16 protein-coding genes are annotated in these 23,816 nt (G+C 39.4%); 6 read left to right on the top strand and 10 right to left on the bottom strand.

The features are described from left to right. Positions 1-303: 303 nt before the first annotated feature. From DFR56_RS12990 to DFR56_RS12980, 3 genes are read left to right on the top strand one after another with little or no spacing between them, the layout of a single operon-like run. Positions 304-750, top strand: coding sequence for a tripartite tricarboxylate transporter TctB family protein (locus DFR56_RS12990; RefSeq protein ID WP_110395884.1), 447 nt, complete (start codon positions 304-306; stop codon positions 748-750). 15 nt (positions 751-765) lie between these two features. Further along, the gene (locus tag DFR56_RS12985) at positions 766-2,265 is read left to right on the top strand and encodes a tripartite tricarboxylate transporter permease (protein WP_110395883.1); all 1,500 of its coding nucleotides are present in this window, start codon (positions 766-768) and stop codon (positions 2,263-2,265) included. Between the two features lie 18 nt (positions 2,266-2,283). Further along, a complete protein-coding gene (locus DFR56_RS12980; protein ID WP_110395882.1) occupies positions 2,284-3,309 on the top strand; it encodes a Gfo/Idh/MocA family protein in 1,026 nt (341 codons plus the stop codon). A gap of 106 nt (positions 3,310-3,415) precedes the next feature. Here DFR56_RS12980 and DFR56_RS12975 read toward each other — a convergent pair whose 3' ends face one another. The 7 genes from DFR56_RS12975 to DFR56_RS12945 all read right to left on the bottom strand — a co-directional run bounded on the left by DFR56_RS12975 (position 3,416) and on the right by DFR56_RS12945 (position 14,754). After that, positions 3,416-4,699, bottom strand: a complete 1,284-nt coding sequence (locus tag DFR56_RS12975) for an ArgE/DapE family deacylase (protein WP_110395881.1) — start codon at positions 4,697-4,699, stop codon at positions 3,416-3,418. 446 nt (positions 4,700-5,145) lie between these two features. After that, entirely contained in the window at positions 5,146-6,507 is a 1,362-nt protein-coding gene (locus DFR56_RS12970) for an APC family permease (RefSeq protein ID WP_110395880.1), read from the bottom strand. A gap of 321 nt (positions 6,508-6,828) precedes the next feature. Beyond that, positions 6,829-7,467: a GNAT family N-acetyltransferase gene (locus DFR56_RS12965; protein ID WP_158525636.1), complete on the bottom strand. Its 639-nt coding sequence runs from the start codon at positions 7,465-7,467 to the stop codon at positions 6,829-6,831. A gap of 1,416 nt (positions 7,468-8,883) precedes the next feature. Beyond that, a complete protein-coding gene (locus tag DFR56_RS12960) occupies positions 8,884-10,305 on the bottom strand; it encodes an NAD-dependent succinate-semialdehyde dehydrogenase (protein WP_110395878.1) in 1,422 nt (473 codons plus the stop codon). 60 nt (positions 10,306-10,365) lie between these two features. Continuing rightward, positions 10,366-11,733: an aminotransferase family protein gene (locus tag DFR56_RS12955; protein WP_110395877.1), complete on the bottom strand. Its 1,368-nt coding sequence runs from the start codon at positions 11,731-11,733 to the stop codon at positions 10,366-10,368. A gap of 225 nt (positions 11,734-11,958) precedes the next feature. Continuing rightward, positions 11,959-14,064, bottom strand: a complete 2,106-nt coding sequence (locus tag DFR56_RS12950) for a sigma 54-interacting transcriptional regulator (protein ID WP_110395876.1) — start codon at positions 14,062-14,064, stop codon at positions 11,959-11,961. Between the two features lie 369 nt (positions 14,065-14,433). Next, entirely contained in the window at positions 14,434-14,754 is a 321-nt protein-coding gene (locus tag DFR56_RS12945) for a MazG nucleotide pyrophosphohydrolase domain-containing protein (protein ID WP_110395875.1), read from the bottom strand. A gap of 97 nt (positions 14,755-14,851) precedes the next feature. Here DFR56_RS12945 and DFR56_RS12940 point away from each other — a divergent pair, with 97 nt between their 5' ends. Next, positions 14,852-15,433 (top strand): LOG family protein, encoded by a 582-nt coding sequence (locus DFR56_RS12940; RefSeq protein WP_110395874.1) that lies wholly within the window; start codon positions 14,852-14,854, stop codon positions 15,431-15,433. 508 nt (positions 15,434-15,941) lie between these two features. On the opposite strand, the gene DFR56_RS12935 is transcribed toward DFR56_RS12940, so the two are convergent. From DFR56_RS12935 to DFR56_RS12925, 3 genes are all read right to left on the bottom strand, one after another. Continuing rightward, positions 15,942-17,690, bottom strand: a complete 1,749-nt coding sequence (locus tag DFR56_RS12935) for a thiamine pyrophosphate-binding protein (protein ID WP_110395873.1) — start codon at positions 17,688-17,690, stop codon at positions 15,942-15,944. A 351-nt stretch (positions 17,691-18,041) separates the two neighbouring features. Continuing rightward, complete coding sequence (locus DFR56_RS12930; protein WP_244916511.1) at positions 18,042-19,028, bottom strand: zinc-dependent alcohol dehydrogenase; 987 nt, start codon at positions 19,026-19,028, stop codon at positions 18,042-18,044. Between the two features lie 53 nt (positions 19,029-19,081). Then, a complete protein-coding gene (locus DFR56_RS12925) occupies positions 19,082-20,512 on the bottom strand; it encodes an aldehyde dehydrogenase family protein (RefSeq protein WP_110395872.1) in 1,431 nt (476 codons plus the stop codon). 727 nt (positions 20,513-21,239) lie between these two features. Between DFR56_RS12925 and DFR56_RS12920 the strand changes: the two genes are divergently transcribed. Both DFR56_RS12920 and DFR56_RS12915 read left to right on the top strand, forming a co-directional pair. Next, positions 21,240-22,601 carry a hypothetical protein gene (locus DFR56_RS12920; protein ID WP_110395871.1) on the top strand — a complete coding sequence of 454 codons (1,362 nt, stop codon included), beginning with the start codon at positions 21,240-21,242 and terminating at the stop codon, positions 22,599-22,601. A 103-nt stretch (positions 22,602-22,704) separates the two neighbouring features. Then, on the top strand, positions 22,705-23,721 hold the full coding sequence (locus tag DFR56_RS12915; protein ID WP_110395870.1) for a LacI family DNA-binding transcriptional regulator: 1,017 nt from the start codon (positions 22,705-22,707) through the stop codon (positions 23,719-23,721). The last annotated feature ends 95 nt before the right edge of the window (positions 23,722-23,816 follow it).

Here is a 23,816-nt window from a genome sequence, read left to right as displayed (position 1 = left end):
GCTATACGCAAGTATTAGATTTATTACCGATGAATTTGGTTAAGTGCTGATTGATGTGCTGTGCTCCATTTAATATGTTTTACGCACTTGCATTTGAAATTTTTGCACTTTCGATAAATTTTTACGCACTTGAACTCGAAATTTGCGCACTTGCTATAAAGATTTACGCACTTGAACTCGAAGTTTGCGCACTTTTGTATAAAAGTCAGGTACGACTTCACAAATTCGCAAATGAATATGTGACATGTCCATCTATTAATAAATTTACACCTCTAATTATTAGCTTTGAAAGGAGGAGTTGATATGCAAGCTGTAAAAAAATTAGCTCCTGGAATGATAATGGTTATCGTTAGTCTTATATTTTTTAGCCAGGCACTCGTCATGGAAAAAGCCTCAATACTTGACCCTGCAGGCGGAAGTTTTTTCCCAGCGTTAATTTCGATTATTATGCTGTTAACTGGAATTAGCGTTTTATTGCAACAGCGTCCTACACATCAAAGTGAAGAGAATAAGGAAGAGACTTTTTCATTAAAAGAGTATAAATTTATTTTAACTTTCTTCGCAATGATCGTCGTTTACGTTATTTTACTTTCAATCATTACCTTTTTTCCAGCGACGTTTATTTTCTTATGTGCCAGCATGCTTTACTTGAAAAATGTTTCATGGAAAGTGAATATTCTCGTTTCCATAGGTAGTGTTATCGTTATTTATTTATTATTTTCAAAACTTTTTCACATTATTTTTCCATAGTAAGGAGCGTTATCCATGGAAGTACTTCAAGATTTTCTTATACCATTTTTAGATATTAGATTATTATTACTCGTTGCTGCTGGTACATTTGCTGGGATTATTATCGGTGCCATTCCTGGACTTTCAGTTACGATGGGGGTAGCGCTACTTCTTTCCCTCACTTACTCTTGGGAAATGTACGATTCGTTAGCGCTTATGCTCGGTGTTTATTTCGGTGGAGTTTTTGGTGGTTCAAGAGCGGCTATTTTAATTAATATGCCTGGTGCTCCATCCTCTGTTGCAACAACGTTTGACGGGTATCCGATGGCTCAAAAAGGGGAGGCAAAACTTGCATTGACACTGACGACGATTTTCTCTTTTGTTGGAGGGATTGTTGGTGTTCTCATTTTAGCAACTGCTGCCCCACTTGTATCAAAAATCGCCATTCATTTTGCCCAACGTGATTATTTACTTTTAGCCTTGCTTGGACTTCTTTTAGTCGGAAGTCTCAGTAAAGGAGCAACCGGGAAAGGAATTTTTGCTGCAGGTGCTGGTATTATTATCGGTCTTGTCGGAATGGATACAATTGGTGGCGGAAGTAGATTTACATTCGGTTCTTTTCAATTAATGAATGGAGTTAATTTTGTCGTAGCGATTCTAGGGTTGTTTGGGATGTCAGAAATTTTGTATCAAATGAAAAATCTCTCTGCAGAGGGAAAGGCATCGATATTGAAGAAGACAGCTTTTCCAACGATTGCTTTTTTGCTGAAGTTTTTACCGTTATCATTACGTGTTTCGGTACTAGGTGTGTTAATTGGAGCTTTGCCGGGTGCGGGGGGAGAAATTGCGGCACTACTCGGATATGATCATGCGAAACAGACGGTTAAAAACCCGAACCGACCTTTCGGTGAAGGGGCTCATGCAGGGGTTATTGCTCCAGAAGCAGCGAATAATGCGGCAATCGGTGGTGCACTTATTCCACTTCTAACATTAGGAATTCCGGGAGATGCTGTAACAGCTATTTTTATCGGAGCTTTATTCATTCACGGCTTACAACCAGGACCATTATTAATGGAACAGAGTGGCGATTTATTTTGGATGATGGTCGGATCAGCAACACTTGCGAACATTTTCTTGCTTATTTTTGGACTTGCTGTCGTTACAATCTTCATTCGTATTATTACAGTTCCGAACCAAATTTTACTACCAATTATTGCGGTCATCACGGTGATTGGTTCTTATGCACTGAACAATAACATTACGGATGTTTATTGGATGCTCGGCTTTGGATTTATCGGTTTCTTTATGAAAGTATATAAATTTCCAGTGGCACCACTCGTGTTAGGAATTATTTTAGGGCCACTCGTGGACACGTCCTTCCGTAGGGCTTACATGGGATCAGATGGTGGATTTGACTTTTTACTCGGTTTTGTCAACGCACCAATCACACTTATTTTAACGATCGTTTTTGTCTTTACATTGGTATCACAGACGAGTATGTTCCAACAACTAAAAGCAAAATTTAAAAAAGCTTAATTAGAGGTGAGTACGAAAATGAAATTAGCTGTACTCGGACTAAATCATGGGTACAAATTCGCCCAAGATAGTAAACAGATTGCAGGTGTCGAACTTGTAGCAGTTGCAGGAAATGACAAATTAGCTAAGCAGCGAGCGGAATTGCTCGGTGCTCCTCTTTTTGTCGATTATCGAGATTTACTTGAGACATGTGAACTAGACGGGGTGATCATCACATTGCCTAACCATTTACATGAAGAAGCTGTTCGACTATGTGCAGAAAAAGGAATTCATGTGTTAGTGGAAAAACCAATTGCTGCAACGGTGACGGATGGTGAAGCGATGATCCGCGTTGCTAGAAAGCATGGGATTCATTTATTAGTCGGACACCATCGCCGCTTTTCAAGTAAGGTGAGAAAATTAAAAGAAACGCTTGCATCTGGCGTGATTGGTAATCTAGTTGGGATCAATATGATGTTTACGTTAGCGAAAGATCATGCCTATTTTGCCGAGAATTGGCGTATAACTAAAGGTGGCGGTCCCCTATTAATTAATGCGGTCCATGATATTGATACGATTCGCTTTATGACAGGCTTAACAATAGAGCGCGTGTATGCATCAAGTCAAAACCTCATTCGAAAAAATGAAGTCGAGGACACAGCTTCCATTTTAATGGAAACTGCTGAAGGTCCAACAATTAATTATTTCGTCTCTGATGGTGTTCCTGCCCCTTGGTCCTATGAATTAACGACTGGGGAAAATCCGAAATATGCACGTGCTAAAGGAGATTGTTATTATTTTTTCGGGACAAAAGGGAGCATAGCTTTTCCAAGTTTTACGGTTTATACATATGATGAGAATCAATACGGTTGGGATCATCCTTTGCAATTGAAAAAAATGAATGTTCAAGATAATGACCCAATGACAGCTGAACTATTGCATTTTATCGATATTGTAAAAAGTGGAGTGTCCCCATTCGTCACAGGGGCAGACGCTTTGGAAACATTAAAAGTGATCTTAGCGATTAAAAGGTCGGCAGAGGAGAGAAGGATTGTCGAGATTTAATGGACACTTTTTAAGGAAGTGAAAAACACCAAAAGGAAGGACACGATCGTCCCCCGTTTGGTGTTTTTTATATGGCCGTTAGGAACCGGCCGACATTGCGACCATTTTACCCACTCGTTTCGCCATTCTCCCTCGCACTTTCACTCCAATCAATGATATAATTGGCAAATACGTTCACGACCTCCACGACACTTTCCAAATGAACATTTTCATCAGGACCGTGCATATTTTCACCTACAGGTCCAAAGCATATGCCTGCCATCCCGTTGTAATATTGCGTAAACCGTGCATCATTTCCAGATGCTCGCCCAACAATCTTCACGTCTCGACCTAGCACATCGCCTGCTGTTTTTAAAAAGCCTTGGACGAAAGAATGTTCGGGATCTTGATACCACGGCTCTGTTGTCCATCCAAACCATTCAATCTCGGGTGGGTGAGCTTTAAACCAATCATCGTCAACAACTGCCCTAGCCACCGTTTCTTGAATTAATTTTTTTATTTCCTTCCTGCTTTCTCCCGGAATAAAACCGATTCGGCATTCTAACATCGCCCCTCCTGGAACCGTTGATACCCAATCACCTGCACGAAGCACCCCGAGATTCAAATGAACCGATTGACCAGATCCTTTTTCATACAGGTCAAATTTTACATTTTGGGCCCGCAACTCGTTCAATTCCTCTAGTGCAGCAACAATTTTATACATTTTTGAAATGGCATTGATCCCATGATGTGCAAGACCAGCATGTGCGGTCCTGCCAACCACCTTTACTCGAAAATACATAATGCCAGCATGTGAGATCGTCGTATTAAAATGGTGTGGCTCCGTTGAAATATATCCATCTGTTCGAAAGCCTGCTTCCAAACAAGCGAGTGCTCCACCACCTCCACCAGCTTCCTCTTCAATCACGGAGTGCAACTGGACATCGCCCGTAATCGGATAGGCAAGATCGATAAGTGTTTTCAGCGCAAACCAGTTGGCTATTAAACCCGATTTCATATCGGCAGCGCCCCTGCCGTACAATTTTCCGTCTATTATTTCCGCCCCCCACGGGTCAACGGTCCAATTCCCTACAGGCTCTGGTGGAACGACATCTATATGACCATGCAAAGTAAGAGATTTTCCATCCCCAACGCCATGATGAATGCCGACTAAGTTCGTTCGCCCCGCAAAGGGAATTTCAGAATCGACAAAAGCCTCGTGTTTTGCAAGCTCCTCGTAGTCTGGGGCCACTTCATGGATCGTTAAACCAATTTCCGCAAATTTACGCTTCATATAGGCTTGACCCACCATTTCATTACCAACAACTGTTTCAATTTGGACGAGCTCTTGAATCGTTTTAAATAACGCTGTTTTATTTTGTTCGATATAATTGCGAATTTTGTTTTTCAATGCAAATTCTCCTTTTAGTGCGTGTTCAAAAAGGCCGATAAAAAGGATCAAGAAGTTCCACTGGCTAAAAGCGCCACGTCCTGGGACTCCGCTAAATGCTCATCCCATCAAAAAGCATTGGGGCTCCGCTAAATGCTCGTCCCATCGAAAAGCATTGTGGCAACGCCAGTACTAGAACGTCCTATTCGTCGAAGGCGGCGTAGCTCCCGAGAACAGAGCGTATGCCTTTACATACGTGAGTACCGGAAAAGCAAGATTAGAAAACTTTGCATTCGCTACGCCTTTACTGCGAATGCCCTAGTTGCACTTATGCAGTAAGAAAGGATATATCCTTTCTTAGCTGCCAACGCAGAAATTCGATGCGTCATTTTTGTTGGACTTTTTGAACAACCTCTTTTACGTTTTGGCAAGTTGCAAAGGATTGATCCGTTTGACCATAGACAAAACTAAGCCTCTTTATTCACCAAATCATCCGCTTCACTTTCATCAAATGTACCCATCTTCTTTTTAAAAAATCTTGTTATAAACAACATATAAATAACACCTACAATGATCCAAACAAGACCTCCAATAAACGCATCTGCATGCAGGTGATACCACAGAATTCCCGTCGTTGCAGCTCCTAACAATGGCATAATTAAATACTTGAAAATATCGTTCGCTGATTTGTATCGTTTTTTCCGAAAAATAAAGTACGCAATCACAGACAAGTTAACAAACGTAAAAGCAATTAATGCTCCAAAATTAATGACAGAAGCAATAAGCTCTAAATCCGGCCCAATTGCCAGAAGCGAAACAACTCCAGTTAACACAACCGTAAAAACAGGCGTCCGAAACTTTGGATGGACATAGCCAAATGCTCGTTTTGGAAGCACTTCATTTCTACCCATAACGTAAAGCAGTCGTGACACACTTGCATGGGATGCTAGCCCTGATGCAACAGTCGCAGCAAAAGCTCCCGCCAAGAAGATGAGTTGAAAAACTTGCCCACCGACGTAAAGCCCGATTTCCGGTAATGTATCATCCAATAAATTAAATACACCGATATCAGGAAATAATGATTGTGTAAAATAGGCCGCAATGAAAAAGACCATTCCACCAAGTAACACTGTCACGATAATCGCTCTTGGTACTGTATTTGCATCTTTTGCCTCTTCCGTATACATCGTAATCGCATCAAATCCGATAAACGAGAAGGCAACGACAGTCGCTGCGGTAAAGACTGCTATCATCTCCACATCTTGGTGCCAAAGTGGATCGATTGTAAAAATGGTCCCTGCGCCCATACCATGATAAAGCTGAACAGAGGCGATAATGATAAAAATGATCATTAACGCTAATGTAAAAACAACGAGGATGACATTCAGTCCTGATGTCGACTTCATACTATATACATTAATTGCGGTAACGATTGCGACATAGGAAACGACCCAAATCCATACAGGCACTTCCGGAAAAAGGGATGCCATATAAATACGAATAATAAGTGCATTAACCATCGGCAATAATAAATAGTCAAGTAATGAAGCCCAACCGACCAAAAAACCGACATGCTCTCCCATCGTTCTTCTCGTATACGTATACGCCGAACCCGCATCAGGGAAAACTCGTACCATCTTTCCATAGCTAATTGCTGTAAAAACCATGACGATCAGCCCGACAAGATATGCGAGCGGCACAACCCCGCTCGAAATTCGCGAAACAATCCCAAACGTATCAAACACAACAGTCGGTGTCATATAACCTAACCCAAGCGCAACAATTGCCCAAACACCTAACGATCTTTTCAATGTCGCCTGTTTACCCATATTCCTATCTCTCCCCCATCGTAATTATTCTCGAAAACTTTTTATAATAAATTGATGTGAAACTTGCGCACTTACGATCTAAAATTCCGCACTAAATGGAGATTTTTTTTCCGCACTTGCAGTCTGAATTTCCGCACTTCAAAGTGGTTTTTCCGCAATCGCAGGATAAATTTCCGCACTTGATGGTGGTTTTTCCGCAATCGCGAGCTTATTTTCCGCACTTCATAGTTATTTTTGCGCAATCACAGACATATTTTCCGCACTACATAGCTTATTTTCCGCAATGAGTACTCCATTAACGAAATATGCAATCGCTTACAATTATGTTAATTCGTACTCATCATTTTTCCATTCCATCGATGTTGCATATTGTAAAGATTCTTTATCATCAGGCAAATAATTCGCGATCACCTTATTTAGTTGAAACCCATTCTTCTTCTGAAATGTGAGCACAGGATCATATATTTTATCCGCCATCACTGCTTTCGCATATTGCTCTGCACTCATTTTGTCTGCGTATTGATAATAATTCGGGATACGCCCACCAATGATAATACTTTGCAAATGTAACTCTTTACATATTTTTTTGCGTGCCTCATATAATTGCTTACCAATACTCATATTCCAATAATCTGGATCAACGCCAACCTCTATCCCATACAAATTAACACCCTCGGGATTATGGTTACGAATATATCCGTCTCCCGAAATCTCGTCATACGTATGATCATATCCATAGTCGGAAAAATTGACGATTAAACTAAGTGCACACCCGACAATTTTCCCACCATATTCTACACAAATTTGCCCTTTCGGAAAAATGTTCAACTGACTTTCCATATGCTCATATTTTAGTGACATCCCTGGTCCAAAACATTTATGGGATAATGCTGCCACTTCTTCTAAATCTTTCTGTTCAATATTTCGAACGATTATTTCCTGTTCTACCTGTTTTGCCATTCTCTTCCGCCTCCTTATTAATGTTTGCATAGACAAAACGTTTCAAAAGTTTGTGCTCATTTTTTAAATAATTAGGGTCTGCTGAACAACTAAATTGTGTTTCATCTTACCGTTGTCTTCCGCGAAATGTACAGTGCTTTTTAGCGGGCACGGCCTCAGCCCTCCGACGCACAATGTTTATTGCGACGAGTAATCGCAGTCGCAGGACGTGCTAGTGCAATCTTTACGGTGGGACGAGTAATCGCAGTCCCAGGTGTTGCGACAAAGCTTTTCGATGGGACGAACGAAAGTGCAAACTCTTTTCGATGGGACGAGCATTTAGCGCAGTCCCAGTCCCAGGACGTCGCGTACTTAACCTGCCTCGGAAGAAAACCACTTCCTGCGGGGTATTCCGACGTACAGGATGTACTAGCGCAGACGAAGACATAAGGACGTGGCGTTCTTAGTCTGCGTTCCTCTGTTGCTTTTCCCGCTGGAGTCAGTCACTTTCGCTCCAGACAACTAGAATAGTTCATTGCATGTGCAAAGGTTTTTTGGTAAAACAGTCAAAACCCTTGCACTTTATATCGAGAAAAACGGGTACAAACTATCGATGTAGATGGGATTTCTTTTTATTCAGTAAACCCTAATTAATTGAGTCAATTTCATAACAGACTACTTCTAGAATAAAACCGAACAACAAACAAAAGTATAATGTTATCGTTTGTTTTTACATCCTATAAAATTTTGGCTGGAACGGCAGGTGGTCGACTCCTGCGGGAAAGATTACAGACTAAAACCGCCCCTTGCGGGCAACGTCTGCATACCCCTTGCCGGGGCAGGAGGCTTATCAGCCGCCCGCGGAAAGCGATCACCTGGAGTGAAAGCCTTTTAGCAATATAGTTCGGTTTTTGAAGCGCTATAGTGAATGATGAAATTGATTTCATTAGCTTTCTATGAAAGTCTTTAGTCAAAATAAATGGTAAGGATGCAATTTTCCTTTTGATAAAGCATCTTCTGAATCTTAAAGAAAGTACATCCTTTAAATACACACGCATGTTGCTAGACGAATGCCGGGAAGAAATGACCGCGTATCATACGAGAGCGCTGCTTAGACATATATGAATGTATCAATCAAGATGAATGCATCTGTGCAAAATTAACGCGTATGTTAGAGAACGATGCGGCGGTGCGAATGTAAAGAACAAAGTACAAGGTTTTGTGTAATGAATACGTATATAGCACAATTAAATGTGCTGATTGCTATAAGATACGTAACCACATCTGACCTTCTTCTTAAAGGAAACACGCTTCCTTTGTTCCTTCCTTTCATCGGTTGCCGCTACTTCTTAATCGAAATGCCTTAGCCCGCGCTTATGTAGTAAGAAAGGATGTATACTTTCATATCTACCAAAAAACTTCCACACTAAGAAGCGTTCATTTCATATGAATAGACACAAACTTTTCTTCCAAATATTCTTCTAGACCATATTTTCCGCCTTCTTTTCCAATTCCGCTTTCTTTTATTCCACCAAAAGGTGCTTGAATGACGATTGGTGCAAGGTCATTAATCCCGACGATACCATATTCCAATTCACGCATCATCCGAAGCCCTCGCCCTAAATCTTTCGTATAACAATAGGCAGCGAGCCCATATTCTTGATGATTCGCTTTTTCAATTACTTCCTCCTCTGTTTGAAACGTAAAAATTGGTGCGACTGGACCAAATGTTTCCTCTGTCGCGATTTGCATTTCTTCATTGGCATATTGAATAACAGTTGGCTCATAAAAATAGCCGTCGCCACCGCTAAATGAATGCACTTTACCACCAGCTATTATTTTCCCGCCATTTTCGGTCGCATCTTCCACTTGGGCGGCAACTTTTTCAAGTGCGCCAGCGTTTATTAATGGTCCGACATCAACACCATCGTCCATTCCATTTCCAATTGTCAATTCAGCCGTTTTCGTTGCGAGCAACGCACCAAATTCCTCTGCAATACTTTCCGCCACGTATACACGGTTCGTACTAATACATGTCTGACCAGCATTTTTAAACTTTGTCATTAAAACACCAGTGACTGCTTCTTCTAGATCTGCATCTTCAAAAATGATAAATGGCGCATGGCCACCAAGCTCCATTGAAACCTTTTTTACCGTATCAGCTGCGTCGCGCATTAATTTCTTGCCAATTCTTGTTGATCCAGTAAACGTAATTTTGCGCACGTCAGGACTTGCTGTCATTACTTTTCCAATTTCTGCTGCAGGACCAATCACTAAATTGACGACCCCAGCTGGTAGTCCCGCTTCATGAAAACATTCAAATACTTTAATCGCCGATAACGGTGTTAAAGATGCAGGTTTTAATACGACTGTGCAGCCCGCCGCAAGCGCAGGGGCAATTTTTCGTGTGATCATTGAAAGTGGAAAATTCCACGGAGTAATTGCCGCACACACTCCGACCGGTTGCCTTAAAACCATTAAATGTTTATCTGGATGGGAAGCGGGGAGCGTGTCTCCATACAACCTTTTTGCCTCTTCGGCATACCATTCTAAATAATCGATCGCACTTATTACTTCCCTTTCTGCATCTGCTAACGGTTTACCGTTTTCACTCGTGATCGTTTCGGCTAATTCCTTGCTCCGTGAACGCATGAGCTTGACGACTGTTGCTAAATAGTTACTCCGTTTTACACCAGTCGTATTTTTCCACATTTTAAACGCTTCTGTTGCCTGAGCAATTGCCTCTTCTGTTTCCTCCGCACCTCCAGTGACGATGGATTCAATTACTTCTCCTGTGGCCGGATTAATGACATCGAGCTTTTCACCTGATGTCCGCCATGTTCCGTTTATATATAGCATTGTAAATCCTCCTCTTCTTTAAAACGCTTTCATTTCACTACGCTCCTGCCTACACCCTTTTTATTTAAAAGTAGTGAGCGCTTCATCGATAATGTGAATGATTTTTTCCATTTCTTCCGCATTTGTTACTAGTGGTGGTGCGATAGCGATAATATGATTATGGGCTCCAAGTGCACGTAAAATAAGTTGGCGTTTAAAACATTCATCGACAACTTTATTTGCCGGAAAGACATCTTCGCCAAAAAGCTTCCCACGTGACGGATCTTCATACAATTCAAACGCACCTAACAAACCGATACAGCGCGTATTTGTCACGATAGAATGTTTTTCGGCTAAAAATGCTAACCCTTTTTTCAATTCTAGCTCCATCGCCTGCACGTTTTCTACGACATTTTCTCGCTCGATTATTTCAATGTTTTTTAACGCAATGGCACAAGCAGTCGCATGAGCACTATACGTGAATCCATGTGCAAGCATTCCGTCATAGTCTACAATCGTATTTCTCACTTCATCATTTAACATGACACCACCAAGTTGTGCATACCCACTCGTTATTCCTTTCGCAATCGACATCATATCAGGAACGACATCCCAGTTTTCAACGCCGAACATTTTTCCAGTACGAGCAAACCCACAAATGACTTCATCGGCAATAAAAAGGATTCCGAACTCATCACATATTTTTCTAACTGCTTGCAAATAACCTTCTGGCGGAATATTTACCCCTCCTGCACCTTGCACAGGTTCCATAATAATGCCCGCAATCGTGTCTGCACCTTCTCTTTCAATGATACCGCGAATGGACTGTTCATAATTTGGATCCGTTTTATCGCCTAATTCACAGTTTAGTAAATGAGGTTTCGCATGAAAAATTTCATCAATATTCGATCCTGCAAATTCATGAAAAGCAGGAATTGCTGTAACTGTTTGTGCTGCCAATGTCACCCCATGATATGCGCTATTTAAGGAGATAAAACTTCTTTTTGTCGGTTTTCCTTTTAACCCCCAATAAAAGCGAGCAAATTTGATCACTGTATCATTGGATTCTGATCCTCCCGAAGTGAAAAATACGGCATTTAAATCTCCCGGGGCAAGGTCCGCTAATTTTTTTGCAAGCTTAATCGCTGGTTCATTGGAAAAGCCTTTAAACGCCGAACTATACGCGATTTTTGACATTTGTTCTTTACCAGCATCCACAACTTCCTCTTGTCCATGCCCGATATTTACGTTCCAAAGCATCGACATTCCATCGATATATTCTTTTCCATCCATCATATTTTTCACATAGATACCTTTTCCTTCTGAAAAAATAATTCCTGGCCCTTTCGCGACTAATTCATGTGGATTTGTCGATGGATGGATAAAATGTTGTTTATCCAACTCGACTAATTCATTTACTTTATTTGTTTCAACTGCATTTTTGTTCATTCTTTTTCCTCCTTGTCTTTTCAAGAATTGTGTTAGTTTATATTATTGCAATTTATATGCCAACATGAAAAAAAGCAGTGAATGATATACGAATAAACGGATATATTCCCTGCGTTGATACTATTTTAAACTAGTTGTTATTCCATCTTATTTTTCTAAAAGTCTGAAAAATCACCAACTTTTCTATGCGTGTTTGCATAATGTATGTCTAGATGCATAAAGTTATTAAATTCGTACCATTTCTTTATCTTGTAAAATTTTTTTATATTTACGACTAACAGTAGATTGATTAATTTGTAATACTTCTGCAGCTTTTGTTGTCGTTTCATATTTTTCCATCGCTAATGTAATTAATTGTTCTTCAAGCAATTCTTTCGCTTCTTTTAATGGGACAATTTCAGTAATGATTGGTTGAGCCTGTCTTTCTATTCCAAAATGCATAAATGGACGGATGAAATCAGCTGTAATAACATCTTCATCTGCAAAGACGACGAAACGCTCGATTAAATTTTGTAATTCGCGAATGTTTCCTGGCCAATTATATGCCTCTAGTAGACTTAATGCCTCTGGTGAAAGATGATAGTTTTTATTATATTGGTTATTTAATTGTTCGATAAAATGATAGGCCAATAGCGGAATATCTTCCGGACGCTCCCGTAACGGCGGAATCGTAATTGGAATGACATTAATTCGGTAAAATAAGTCATCACGAAATGTTCCTTCCTCAACTAATTGTTTCAAGTCTTTATTCGTCGCCGTTACAATTTGTACGTCGATTGGAATCGTTTGTGTACTACCGACTCTCGTAATTTCTTTCTCTTGCAATACTCTTAAAAGCTTTACTTGAAGACGAGAAGGTAATTCGCTAATCTCATCTAAAAATAAGACCCCTTTATGCGCTTTTTCAAAATAACCGATTTTCCCCTCATGATCTGCTCCTGTAAAAGCACCTTTCACATAACCGAAAAGCTCACTTTCTAACAATTCTTCCGGAATCGCTCCACAATTGAGTGCTAAAAACGGTTGGTCCGCTCGCTTGCCGTGCTTGTGGATCACTTCGGCAATTAAATCTTTTCCAACACCCGATTCTCCTAAAATCATCACCGACGAATGAAACTCTGCTAATTTTTCCAGTTTCATCATGACCCGCTCCATTTTCGAACTGCCATAGATCACTTTTTTACCAAACTTCTCTTTATTCTTCAAATCTTCTAATTGTTTTTGATATTCTTTTGTCAATTTCCTCGTTGCATCTAATTCATCTCTTAGTTTCGTCGTCTCCGTAATATCTCTTGATGCAATCACAATTCGGTGCAAATCTCCACTTGCATTAAACACAGGATTCCCGATGGCCATCATATTTTTTCCACTTTTTGTTTCTTGCACGATCGATACTTTCGTTTCTCGTTTCATGACAAGCCTTGCAACGGTCGCACCAATTTCACCAGCATGTTCAAGATCGAATAAACTTTTTCCGACAAGTTCTTTTACATCTGTCTCTGAAAAATCGTCTATAAAATTATCACTGTAGCGAAGGATAACTCCTTTATGATTAACAACCAAAATTTCATCATACATCGAGGTCAAAATCGCTTGTAAATCCGCATTTAAATCTTTCACATATTGAATTTCCATCGCCATTTCTTCGACTTTCGGCAGATCCTGAACGATAATCATAATCCCTTCCACATGTCCAGCCGCATCAATAATGGGGCTATAGTCAAACAAAACTCCGAGCTCATCCGTAATGTGAATTTGGTTAAGCAATGCTTTTGATGTTGCAAAAACTTGTTCGATTTTATGACGATTAAAAATTTCTCCCACATCTGCATTCATCACTTTTTCATATGAAGATTTCACCATTCGCAGTCCAGCTTCATTGCAGTTAACAAGTTTTCGTTCTGTATTGACGATAAAAATACCCATCGGAATCGATGCGAGCATCACTTTTAATAGATTCGTATTCGTATCTTCTTCTCGGAGCAACTCAATTAAAAGGTCCTCCCTACGAATATAGCCGATCCATTTATCATCACTTTTTACAAGGGCAATCGGGTCACCTAACGTCTGAAAAATAAACGGTAACGAAATAGACTCTTCATCTTTTAACACACCGACCATATCGAGTGAATTTGCATGGGATTTCAACACTTCTATCGTCATATTTTTATTCATATTCCCAATAAAAACATACGCATAAAGCTCCCCTTTCTTTTTTAAAAACAAAAAAGGGTCTCGATTATTCTTAATTTTTTCCTTCCAATTAGGTTCAAGAGGATCTACCGAAATACTAAATAAAGAATGAATTTTATCCCGCGATACATTCAACATAACAGCATCTCCTTCATTGACTATTTGCAAAGCAGTAACTAATATCGTACGCAGTTCAAAAATTTTCCGCACTTTCGATGAGAATTTACGCACTTTTCGCAATCACGATAAAAATTTGCGCAGTTACTAAAAAAATTCCGCACTTGAAATTAGATCTTCCGCACTTTCAGAATTTTTTCCGCAATCGGAACGGGAATTTACGCACTTTCCTAATTTTTTCCGCACTCACCATGAGATTAGCCGCACTTTCGAGAGTTATTGCAATCTTATGAGATAATTATTTTAAATTCTTCAACTATTTTATTGATTATACCATAATTTTATAAGCCGATTTTTTTCGCGGTAATAGTTAAAAAGGTTCACACTAATTTATTCATCCGTGTAACGCTTTGAGAGCTTCTCCTTATGAGAATGAAATATTTCTTCTAAAGAGATGTTATATTTATTGGCGATCACCATTACGTTACCTAATACATCTCCTAACTCTTCTACTAAAGCCTCTCGATTATTCCGATATGATTCCGTTACTTCGTCCGGTCTATCCCTCCCAATTTCAAGGGCTCTTATGGCTCGTGCTACTTCTCCAGTTTCCTCCGCTAAAAAGCCAATCCGAATAAAAATGTCTAGCTCTGACCAGCCTCTATTTTCATAATAATCATTTACCCACTGTTGAAATTCAGTTACATCCATTTTTTTCTCACTCCTTACATTCCATTATCGTAAAGTTTAACAAATCATTGTGACTTTTGTATAATATAAACGCGAATTCGTTAGGGGGAAGGTCAGAATGAAAAATGTAGCTGTATTTTGTGGTTCAAGTAATGGAGCATCTAATGTTTATATAGACAGTGCCAAAAAACTTGGCAAAGAACTAGCTAAACGTAATATTACTCTTGTTTATGGAGGAGCAAGTGTTGGCGTGATGGGAGCAGTTGCGGATGCTGTTCTAAAAGAAGGTGGGCAAGTCATTGGAATTATGCCTAGTTTTTTAGAACAGAGAGAAATTTCCCACCAAAGATTATCAGAACTGATCGTTGTCGATTCTATGCATGAAAGAAAGGCTAAAATGGCAGAGCTTGCAGACGGGTTTGTCGCTTTGCCGGGGGGACCAGGAACATTGGAGGAGTTTTTTGAAATTTTTACATGGGCTCAATTAGGACTTCACCAAAAACCTTGTGGCCTTCTAAATATCAATCATTACTTTGATCCTCTTGTGGAACTGTTTAATCATATGACAAAGGAACAATTTTTACAGGAAAAGTACCGTTCTATGGCACTTGTAGATACTGAACCAAATCGGTTACTTGAAAAATTTAATGTGTATGAACCGCCAGCCATAAAAACGTACATGAATGAAAAGCAGACGTAAGACAGACCAAGTTACAGATGCTTGCACATAAAAATGACCGTACACATAATTTTTTACCGAAAAAGAGGTAATTTTTCACTCGATTACCCGAGTTAAGATTGTAAAGTGAGTCAATTTCATAATAGACTACTTCTAGAATAAAACCGAATAACAAACAAAAGTATAATGTTATCGTTCGTTTTTACATCCTATAAAATTTTGGCTGGAACGGCAGGTGGTCGACTCCTGAGGGAGAAGAGGCCTAGATAAGACCCCGCAATATCGAAAGATTACAGACTAAAACCACCCTTTGCGGGCAACGTCTGCATACCCCTTGCCGGGGCAGGAGGCTTATCAGCCGCCCGCGGAAAGCGACCACCTGGAGTGAAAGCCTTTTGCTCAAGCAATATAGTTCGGTTTTTGAATCGCTATATTGAATGATGAAATTGATTCAAGTATTAAATCCAAATTCAACAGATAAGAACACCTAAAGGATTTTTTCCCTTAGGTGTTTCCAGATGACAATATATTATTTCACGCTTGCGTGGTGCACTTTTTTCCCTGGAGAGTAGATGTCCATAATATTCCAGTGGCCATCTGTAGGAACTGGATTGTTAATCATTGGCACATCGATTACAACAGGTTTATTCATTTGAATCGCTTTTTCAAGTGCTGGTTTAAATTCGTCTGCTGCATTAATTTTAATTCCTTCGACACCATATGCTTTTGCAATTGCCGCGTAGTCAGGTGATTTGTCAAAGACAGTTCCGAAAGTTGTGTCATAATGCGCTTTTTGGAGTCCAGCAATTGTTCCAAATGATGAGTTATTCATGATAATCCAAATGACTGGAATATTTTCTTCTGCCGCTGTTGCTAAAATGGCTGGATTTTGGCCGAAACCGCCATCTCCAACTAATGAAATAACGACATTGTCCGGTGCTGCTATTTTTGCTCCCATTGCAGCAGGTGCGCCGAATCCCATCGTTGCAAATCCACCTGGAGTGAGGATACTTCCTGCTTTATAAATCGGGAACTGCTGTCCGACTCCGTTTTTGTTCCAACCTACATCCGTTGTAATGTATGCATCTTTTGGAATGACTGCTTCGACATCCGCCAAAATTCGTTGTGGCATTAATGGGAAGCTATTATCATTACGGACTTCCTCATTACTTGCTTTGAATGCTTTTCTATTTTCAGCTATTTCCTGTTTCACTTTTTCATTCGTTTTTCCTTCTGGATAAAGCTCTTTCGCTACACGATTTAGTACAGTAAGTGCCTGTTTTAAATCAGCAACAACGCCGATTTCAACTGGATAATTGCGCCCAATTTCGTTTGCATCGATATCAATTTGAATTAATTTTGTGTTCGGAATGTCAAACGTATACTCAGATTCCCATGAGCTACTATCTGCTTCAGCAAATTGAGTTCCTAAAGCTAGAATCGTATCTGCAGTACGAGTTTTTTCGTTAATAAATTTCGTTCCCCAGAACCCAGTCATACCGAGCGTTAAGTCGCTATCATCTGATACGACACCTTTCCCCATCAGTGAATGAGCGACAGGAATATCAAAATGCTCATTGAATTCACGTAATTCTTCGGCAGCATCAGCTAAAATAACCCCACCACCCGCATAAATGACAGGGTTTTCAGCGTTCACTAGTTTTTCAATAATTTCTTTCGCTTTTTCATCATCGATAGAAGGCTTTGTGATAGAACGAGTATGATGTTTTACACGCTCAAATAATGCTGAGTCAATCTCTTTTGAAAACATATCCATCGGCACCGAAACTAATACCGGGCCAGGACGGCCTGTTTCTGCAAGTTGGAATGCTTTTTCGATAATTTCCGGCATTAAATCTGGACGATCCACACGCCATGCACGTTTGACAAATGGCCGATAAATTTCATACTGTGATGCATCTGCATGTAAATTTACTTCTTGGTGTGGATGTTTTCCGTAAAAATGGCTCGGAATATCGCCAGCAATAACGACCATCGGAATGGAATCAAGTGCAGCATTCGCCACACCTGTTGCCGCATTCGTAAGTCCAGGTCCTAAGTGGCTTAAAACTACTGACGTTTCTTTTTTTACACGTGCATATCCATCTGCCATATGAGCAGAAATTTGCTCATGTCTTACATTGACAAACTTGATGGAGCTTTTCTCAAGCTGAGAAAGAAATGCAATATTCGTATGACCACAAAGTCCAAAAATGTGTTCTACGCCACGATCTTCTAAATAATCAATTAATAAATTTGACACTAATTTTTTTGACATATAATTGCCTCCTAAAAATTCATTTGATTTAAGGTTGGGTACTATTTGTTCGTGCTGCAATTCTCCAGATTGTATCGATCTAAAAATTACTTAATACTTCATTATTCTCAAACGTCAGTGCGCAAAATTCTCGCGATAGTGCGGAATTCTCAATCGCCAGTGCGCAAAATTCCGCGATAGTGCGGAATTCTCAAACACCAGTGCGCAAATTCTCGCGATAGTGCGGAATTCCTAAACACCAGTGCGCAAAATTCTGAGATAGTGCGAAATTCTCATACGTCAGTGCGGAAATTTTCGCGATAGTGCGGAATTTCCAGCCCTTCTGTAGAAGTGACTAGTAAGCGTAATATGCTAAAATGCTAAAACTATTTTGCGATATTTTCCCGACGCAGCTTTTTCGTATGCTTTTTCAAAATCTTCAACCACCATAATATCGGAAATAATCGGCTCTACATAAAAATTTTCGTCCAACAAATAATCGATACTTGATAAAAAGTCATCTGGCACATTGTAAATGATCGATCCAAAAATCGATAATTCTTTACGCACCATTTTTACAACTGGGATTTCAGCAACTGCTGGAAAACCGATTGCGACAACTGCTCCACCAGGTTTTACGATCTCAATACATTGTTCAAATGACTCCTTCACACCTGCAACTTCAAGGACAATATCGAATTGATTCTCGTGCACATTTTCCGGATGACAAATTTCAATGGCCGGATAATGATCTTGTACTTTTGCAAGTTTTTCCGGATTTATATCGATTGCCGTAATTTTTGCCCCGAAATAACTGGCCAGTGCAACTGCTAACATCCCCTCCGTCCCACAGCCGATAATGGCCATGGAACTACCTTTCGCTATGGTCACTTTTTTCAATGCATGCACGATGACCGCTAGCGGTTCAATCAAAATCGCTCGTTCATTCGAAAGTTTTTCTGGTACTTTCACAATATAGTTTGACGAAACGACGAAATACTCGGCAAACCCACCGTGTTTATTGATACCTAATGATTTTTTTTCGGGACAAATATTTGTTTTGCCCGCACGACAAAATTCACATTTTCCACAGTAAGAATTCGGTTGGACGACAACACGATCGCCGATTTCCACTTTTGCATCTTGACCAGCCTCGACTACTTCCCCTAAAATCTCATGGCCTGGAACGACGGGATAATTCGCATGTGGAAGTTTCCCTTTATATACGCCGATATCAGATCCACAAATTCCACCATAAATAACGTTGATTTTCACTTCATCCGCTTGAAGTTTTTGCGTCATTGGTACTTCACACCAGGTCACTCGCCCTGGCTTTTCCATATATAGTCCGTTCACCATCGTCCCACCTCCTTGGATCAACATTTTCTATCCATATCATATCACGGATACATTTAATCCATGCGAAGGACGATCATTTTCGATTCGGTCATTTCTTGTACTGCATAACGTGGGCCCTCTCTACCGATCCCACTATTTTTCACACCGCCATATGGCCAGTGATCTAGTCGGAAGTTTGATGTTCCATTAATGACGACACCGCCAACTTCCATTTCGTCCGCAACTTTATAAGCTAAGTCGATTTGATTCGTAAAAATTCCTACTTGTAACCCAAATGGAGAATTGTCTGCTTCCGCAATCGCATCATCCAGATTGGTAAACGGAATAACACTAACGATTGGACCGAAAACTTCTTCACAAACAACTTTTGCTTGCTTTGGAGGGTTCTTAAGTACAGTCGGCACAACGGATGCACCGTTTTTCTGTCCCCCATGCAAAATTTCCGCACCAGCTTTCACTGCCTCATCAATCCAGCTCATAATTCGGTTTGCTGCATTTTCATCTACTAACGTTCCCACATCTGTTGTCGGATCAAGTGGGTCACCCACTTTTAGTTTTGCCACTTCTTCTACTAAACGTTCTGTAAACTCATCGACTATTTTTTCGTGCACGTAAATGCGTTGAACTGATATACAACTTTGCCCTGAATTACTATATCCAGTGCGCGCACATTGTGTTGCTGCCCGGTTAAGATTTGCATCTTCATGAACGATTGTTGCCGCATTTCCACCGAGTTCGAATAATTGTTTTTTAATGCCCGCAATTTCAGAAATATTTTTACTTGCGATAATTCCTCCAGTGAAAGAAATGATATTGACGCGATCATCACTTACAATTTGCTGACCAACTTCTACTCCACCTAACACCATATTGATCGCACTTTTCGGAAATCCGGCTTCAAAAAGAAGTTCAAGCAATGCTGTTGCAATTAATGTTGTTTGAGGAGCAGGTTTTAAAATCGTTACATTCCCCCCAGCAAAGGCTGGACCAACTTTATGACAAACAAGATTCAGTGGCGCGTTGAATGGTGTAACTGCTGCAACGACACCTACCGGAACACGGTACGTAGACGCTATCGTATTGACACCACGTTCAGAAACATCTCCAGGCAATGTTTCACCATGAAGCCGTTTCGCCTCTTCTCCCGAAAGTTCCAATGTTTCGATAGATCGATCTACCTCATCCAATGTGTTTTTTAGCGGCTTCCCCAATTCACTTGAAAGAATTTTAGCAAAAGTTTCTTTTCTTTCTTGTAAAAGTGCTGCTGCATTTTTTAAAATTTTTGCCCGTGTACTAGATGGGATTCGCTTAATTTCTGTTTTACTTTTATAGGAAGCTTCAAGCGCACGATCCACATCATCTTTCGTTGCGACATATTGTACACCTATTTTTTCATTAGAAAATGGATTAATAATATCTTGCTGCTCACGATCAGTCGAAAGCCACTCGCCTTCTATAAAAGAATTTGCAATTTTCAACTCCATTTAATCACCCTCTATAATAATTGTATCGATCTAATTTTTTGTTGATTTTCTCTGAGAATACAGTAATATTGTATATATGTGCATCTTATTTAGATCGATCTAATTTGAAATCGTTATCAACATAATACACTATATCTTATTAAATTTCAATACAATTACTATTTGAGTCCATTTCACAAATGCTAATTTTAATGATAAACCCGAACAATTAACCAAAATATGTCTATATAAAATACTTATTACAAGATTGGAACGTATGGTGGCGACTCCTGTGGGATAAAAGGCATCGATGAGACCCTGCCCCGGCACGACGTTGGGCGTAAAGGCCGGTTTTATCTGGCCATCCTAAAATTACGAGGAGATCATCAGCCGCCCACGGTAAAGGAGACACTGTGAAAACAAGCGATAGCGCAGGTTGAACAGATGTCGCTCTTATGCCCTGTGGTGAAAGCAGACCACCTGAAGTGAAGAACGACGTATTTCTGCAAATCTGTAGATTGTTCGGATTTACATGCAACTATATGAATTGAGAGATTCATTCATATGAAAAAACAGCAACTTTAATCCGTATTTTAGTAGATTGGCATTTTAGCGATTGTGCAAGGATCTGTTCTATATTTATTGACGAAACTTGCTCGTGATGATAGAAAAACATTCGACCACTCGCGAAATTCGTAGTAAATCAATACCCAATTTCGGAGCCATTCGTTCAAAAAGGAGGATTTTCATGTTACGGGTATTTTTATATCCCTTCATCATTATACTTTATATTGCCGCTCAATTAACGGAGAGCACGACACTCCTTTATATCGTCGGAATTTTTGCCAATATAACCGTAATCGTATCCCTTTTTCATGCGCGAGGATTGTACTTGTATTCAGGAATTATATTTTATGTGATCGGAATGATTCTATTTCTTCTAAATGATCTTCCTTGGCAGGCATTTTTCCTTCAATTTGATACGATGCTTGGGATTTTGGCTTTATTTTTATTGCTACCGTTTTTAAATTCGTTAATCCTTGTTGGACGGTATGATAAGCATTTAAGTTCCCTTTTACAATATAACATCAATCATGTTGGAGATTTATATAAGCGTGGTTCATTTGTTAGTCATATTCTTGGACTGTTTTTAAATATTGCAACAGTTCCATTAGTATTAAAATCACTGCATAAATCGTTAAATATTTATCCGACTTCGATCACAGATAGATTTTATACTACAAGCATTTTACGGGCATATGCACTTTGCTTAATGTGGAGTCCGATGGAAATTATGATTATTAAGTCACTTGAAATTACAAATGTTGATTATTTATTTGTTTTTCCAATCTTATTTCTGCTCACTATTTCGATATTATTCATTGATACAACGATCGGAAAACGAAAATATGGGCATCTCAAAATAGGGCTTGAACAATCGCACGTTTCACTTGAGATTATTTTTAAAAAAATGAAAGATTTACTTGTACTTCTCTTATTTTTAGTCGTTTCCGTTACTTTATTAAATCGAATAGTACAACAAGGTTATTTATTTTCATTAGTTCTCATGATTATTCCCATTTCGTTTATTTGGGCAATAAAAATTCGTAAAGTTAGACGATATATTATCCATAGCAAGCAACATTGGCAAATGAAAACGAAAGGATTAGCGAATTACTTTTTCATGTTTTTAAGTGCTGGTTTTTTCGTCAATATGGTAGCAAATACAAAATTATTAACAGTTTTACAATATGCATTTGTTCATTTTTCTGAGCAGTTGCTTTTCCTATTTTGCCTAATCGGTCTTTATTTTTTCATCACATCTTTTATTGGGTTTCATCCATTAGTTTCGATCGTTTTGTTAGCTGAAATTTTACAGCCAATCATAGCAAATATTCCAAGTATTCCGTTATCGATCGTCTTAATTATATGTAGCTTAAGCACTGTTATGTATAGTCCTTTTAATGTTTCGATCTCCATTTTAGCAAGTGAAATTAATTTACATCCATATCGAATTGGTGTGTGGAATATAGCATTTTCATTATTATTAATGGTAATTTCGATTGTTTTTGCTTATACTATACATATAGTAGGAGGCTTTTTTACATAGAATTTTCATCTACTCCTGCTTGTATACAATTTTTAGGCAATGTAATATAATGAAAATACTGACAAAAAAAAGAAAAACTTGAGCGTTAACATTTGGGGGGGCAATTATGAAGACACCACAACGCCGCGTTACATTGCAAGATGTCGCTAATCATGCTGGTGTATCTCGAGCAACTGCATCGCTCATCGTAAGAAACAGTCCAAAAGTTGCTGAAAAAACGAGGGAAAAAGTTTTAAAATCGATGAAAGAACTGGGATATGTATATGATCGAGTTGCAGCGAATTTACGTTCACAAAGTTCAACAACGATTGGTACGATCATTACGGATGTCGGGAACACATTTTTCGCACAATTTTTACTCGGGGTTCACCAAGAATTAGAAAAATACGGGTACACTGTTTTATTAGGTACTACATTTGATTCATTGCAAGACCAAGAACGTCTCATTTCCACCATGTTAGAAAATCGGGTTGGTGGCATCTTACTCTGCCCAGTTTCAAGCAGCTCAACTGAAACAGTAGAACGGATTAAACAACTTGATATCCCTATCGTATTAGGAATTCGGGAATTGCCCGATCTTGCTTGTGATTATGTCGGATTAGATTATCAAGCTGGCGCCTATACTGCAGTCAAGTATTTACTTGAAAAAAAGAAACATAAACGGGTAGCTTTTATTGGTGGGATTTCTGATTCATCCACATGGCAAGAAAGAATGAGTGGATACCAAAGAGCTCATGAAGAAGCGGGTATTCCAATCGATAAATCACTTATTTTTGATAGTGAACCGACAAGAGAAGGTGGACTGCTTGCGGTGGAAAAAATAATGAAGCATCCCGAGCCACCAACGGCTATTTTTTGCTTTAGTGATTTAATTGCGTTTGGAGCCATTATCGGCCTCAGAAAAATGGGCTATCAACCTGGAGAAGATATCGATATCGTTGGATTTGACAATATTCCAGAGGCAGAAATTTCGTATCCTCCATTAACGACCATTTCATCCTTTGCTCAAGTGACAGGAACAAAAGCTGCAAACCTTCTCCATCAACGGATTAGAGAACCTGTTCGGGAACGACAACGAATTATTATTGAACCACAATTAATTAAAAGAGAATCATCTTGAGAATTGCGAAAAAGATGTTTTGCTAATTGCAAAACATCTTTTTAATGGTACAAATAATTTACTATAAAACAAAGCCTATCCTATTTTATACATCT

This window comes from Pseudogracilibacillus auburnensis (assembly GCF_003201975.1).
Lineage (GTDB): Bacteria > Bacillota > Bacilli > Bacillales > Amphibacillaceae > Pseudogracilibacillus > Pseudogracilibacillus auburnensis.
The sequence above is the reverse complement of the archived record's forward strand: the minus strand, read 5'-3'. Positions and strand labels throughout refer to the sequence as shown.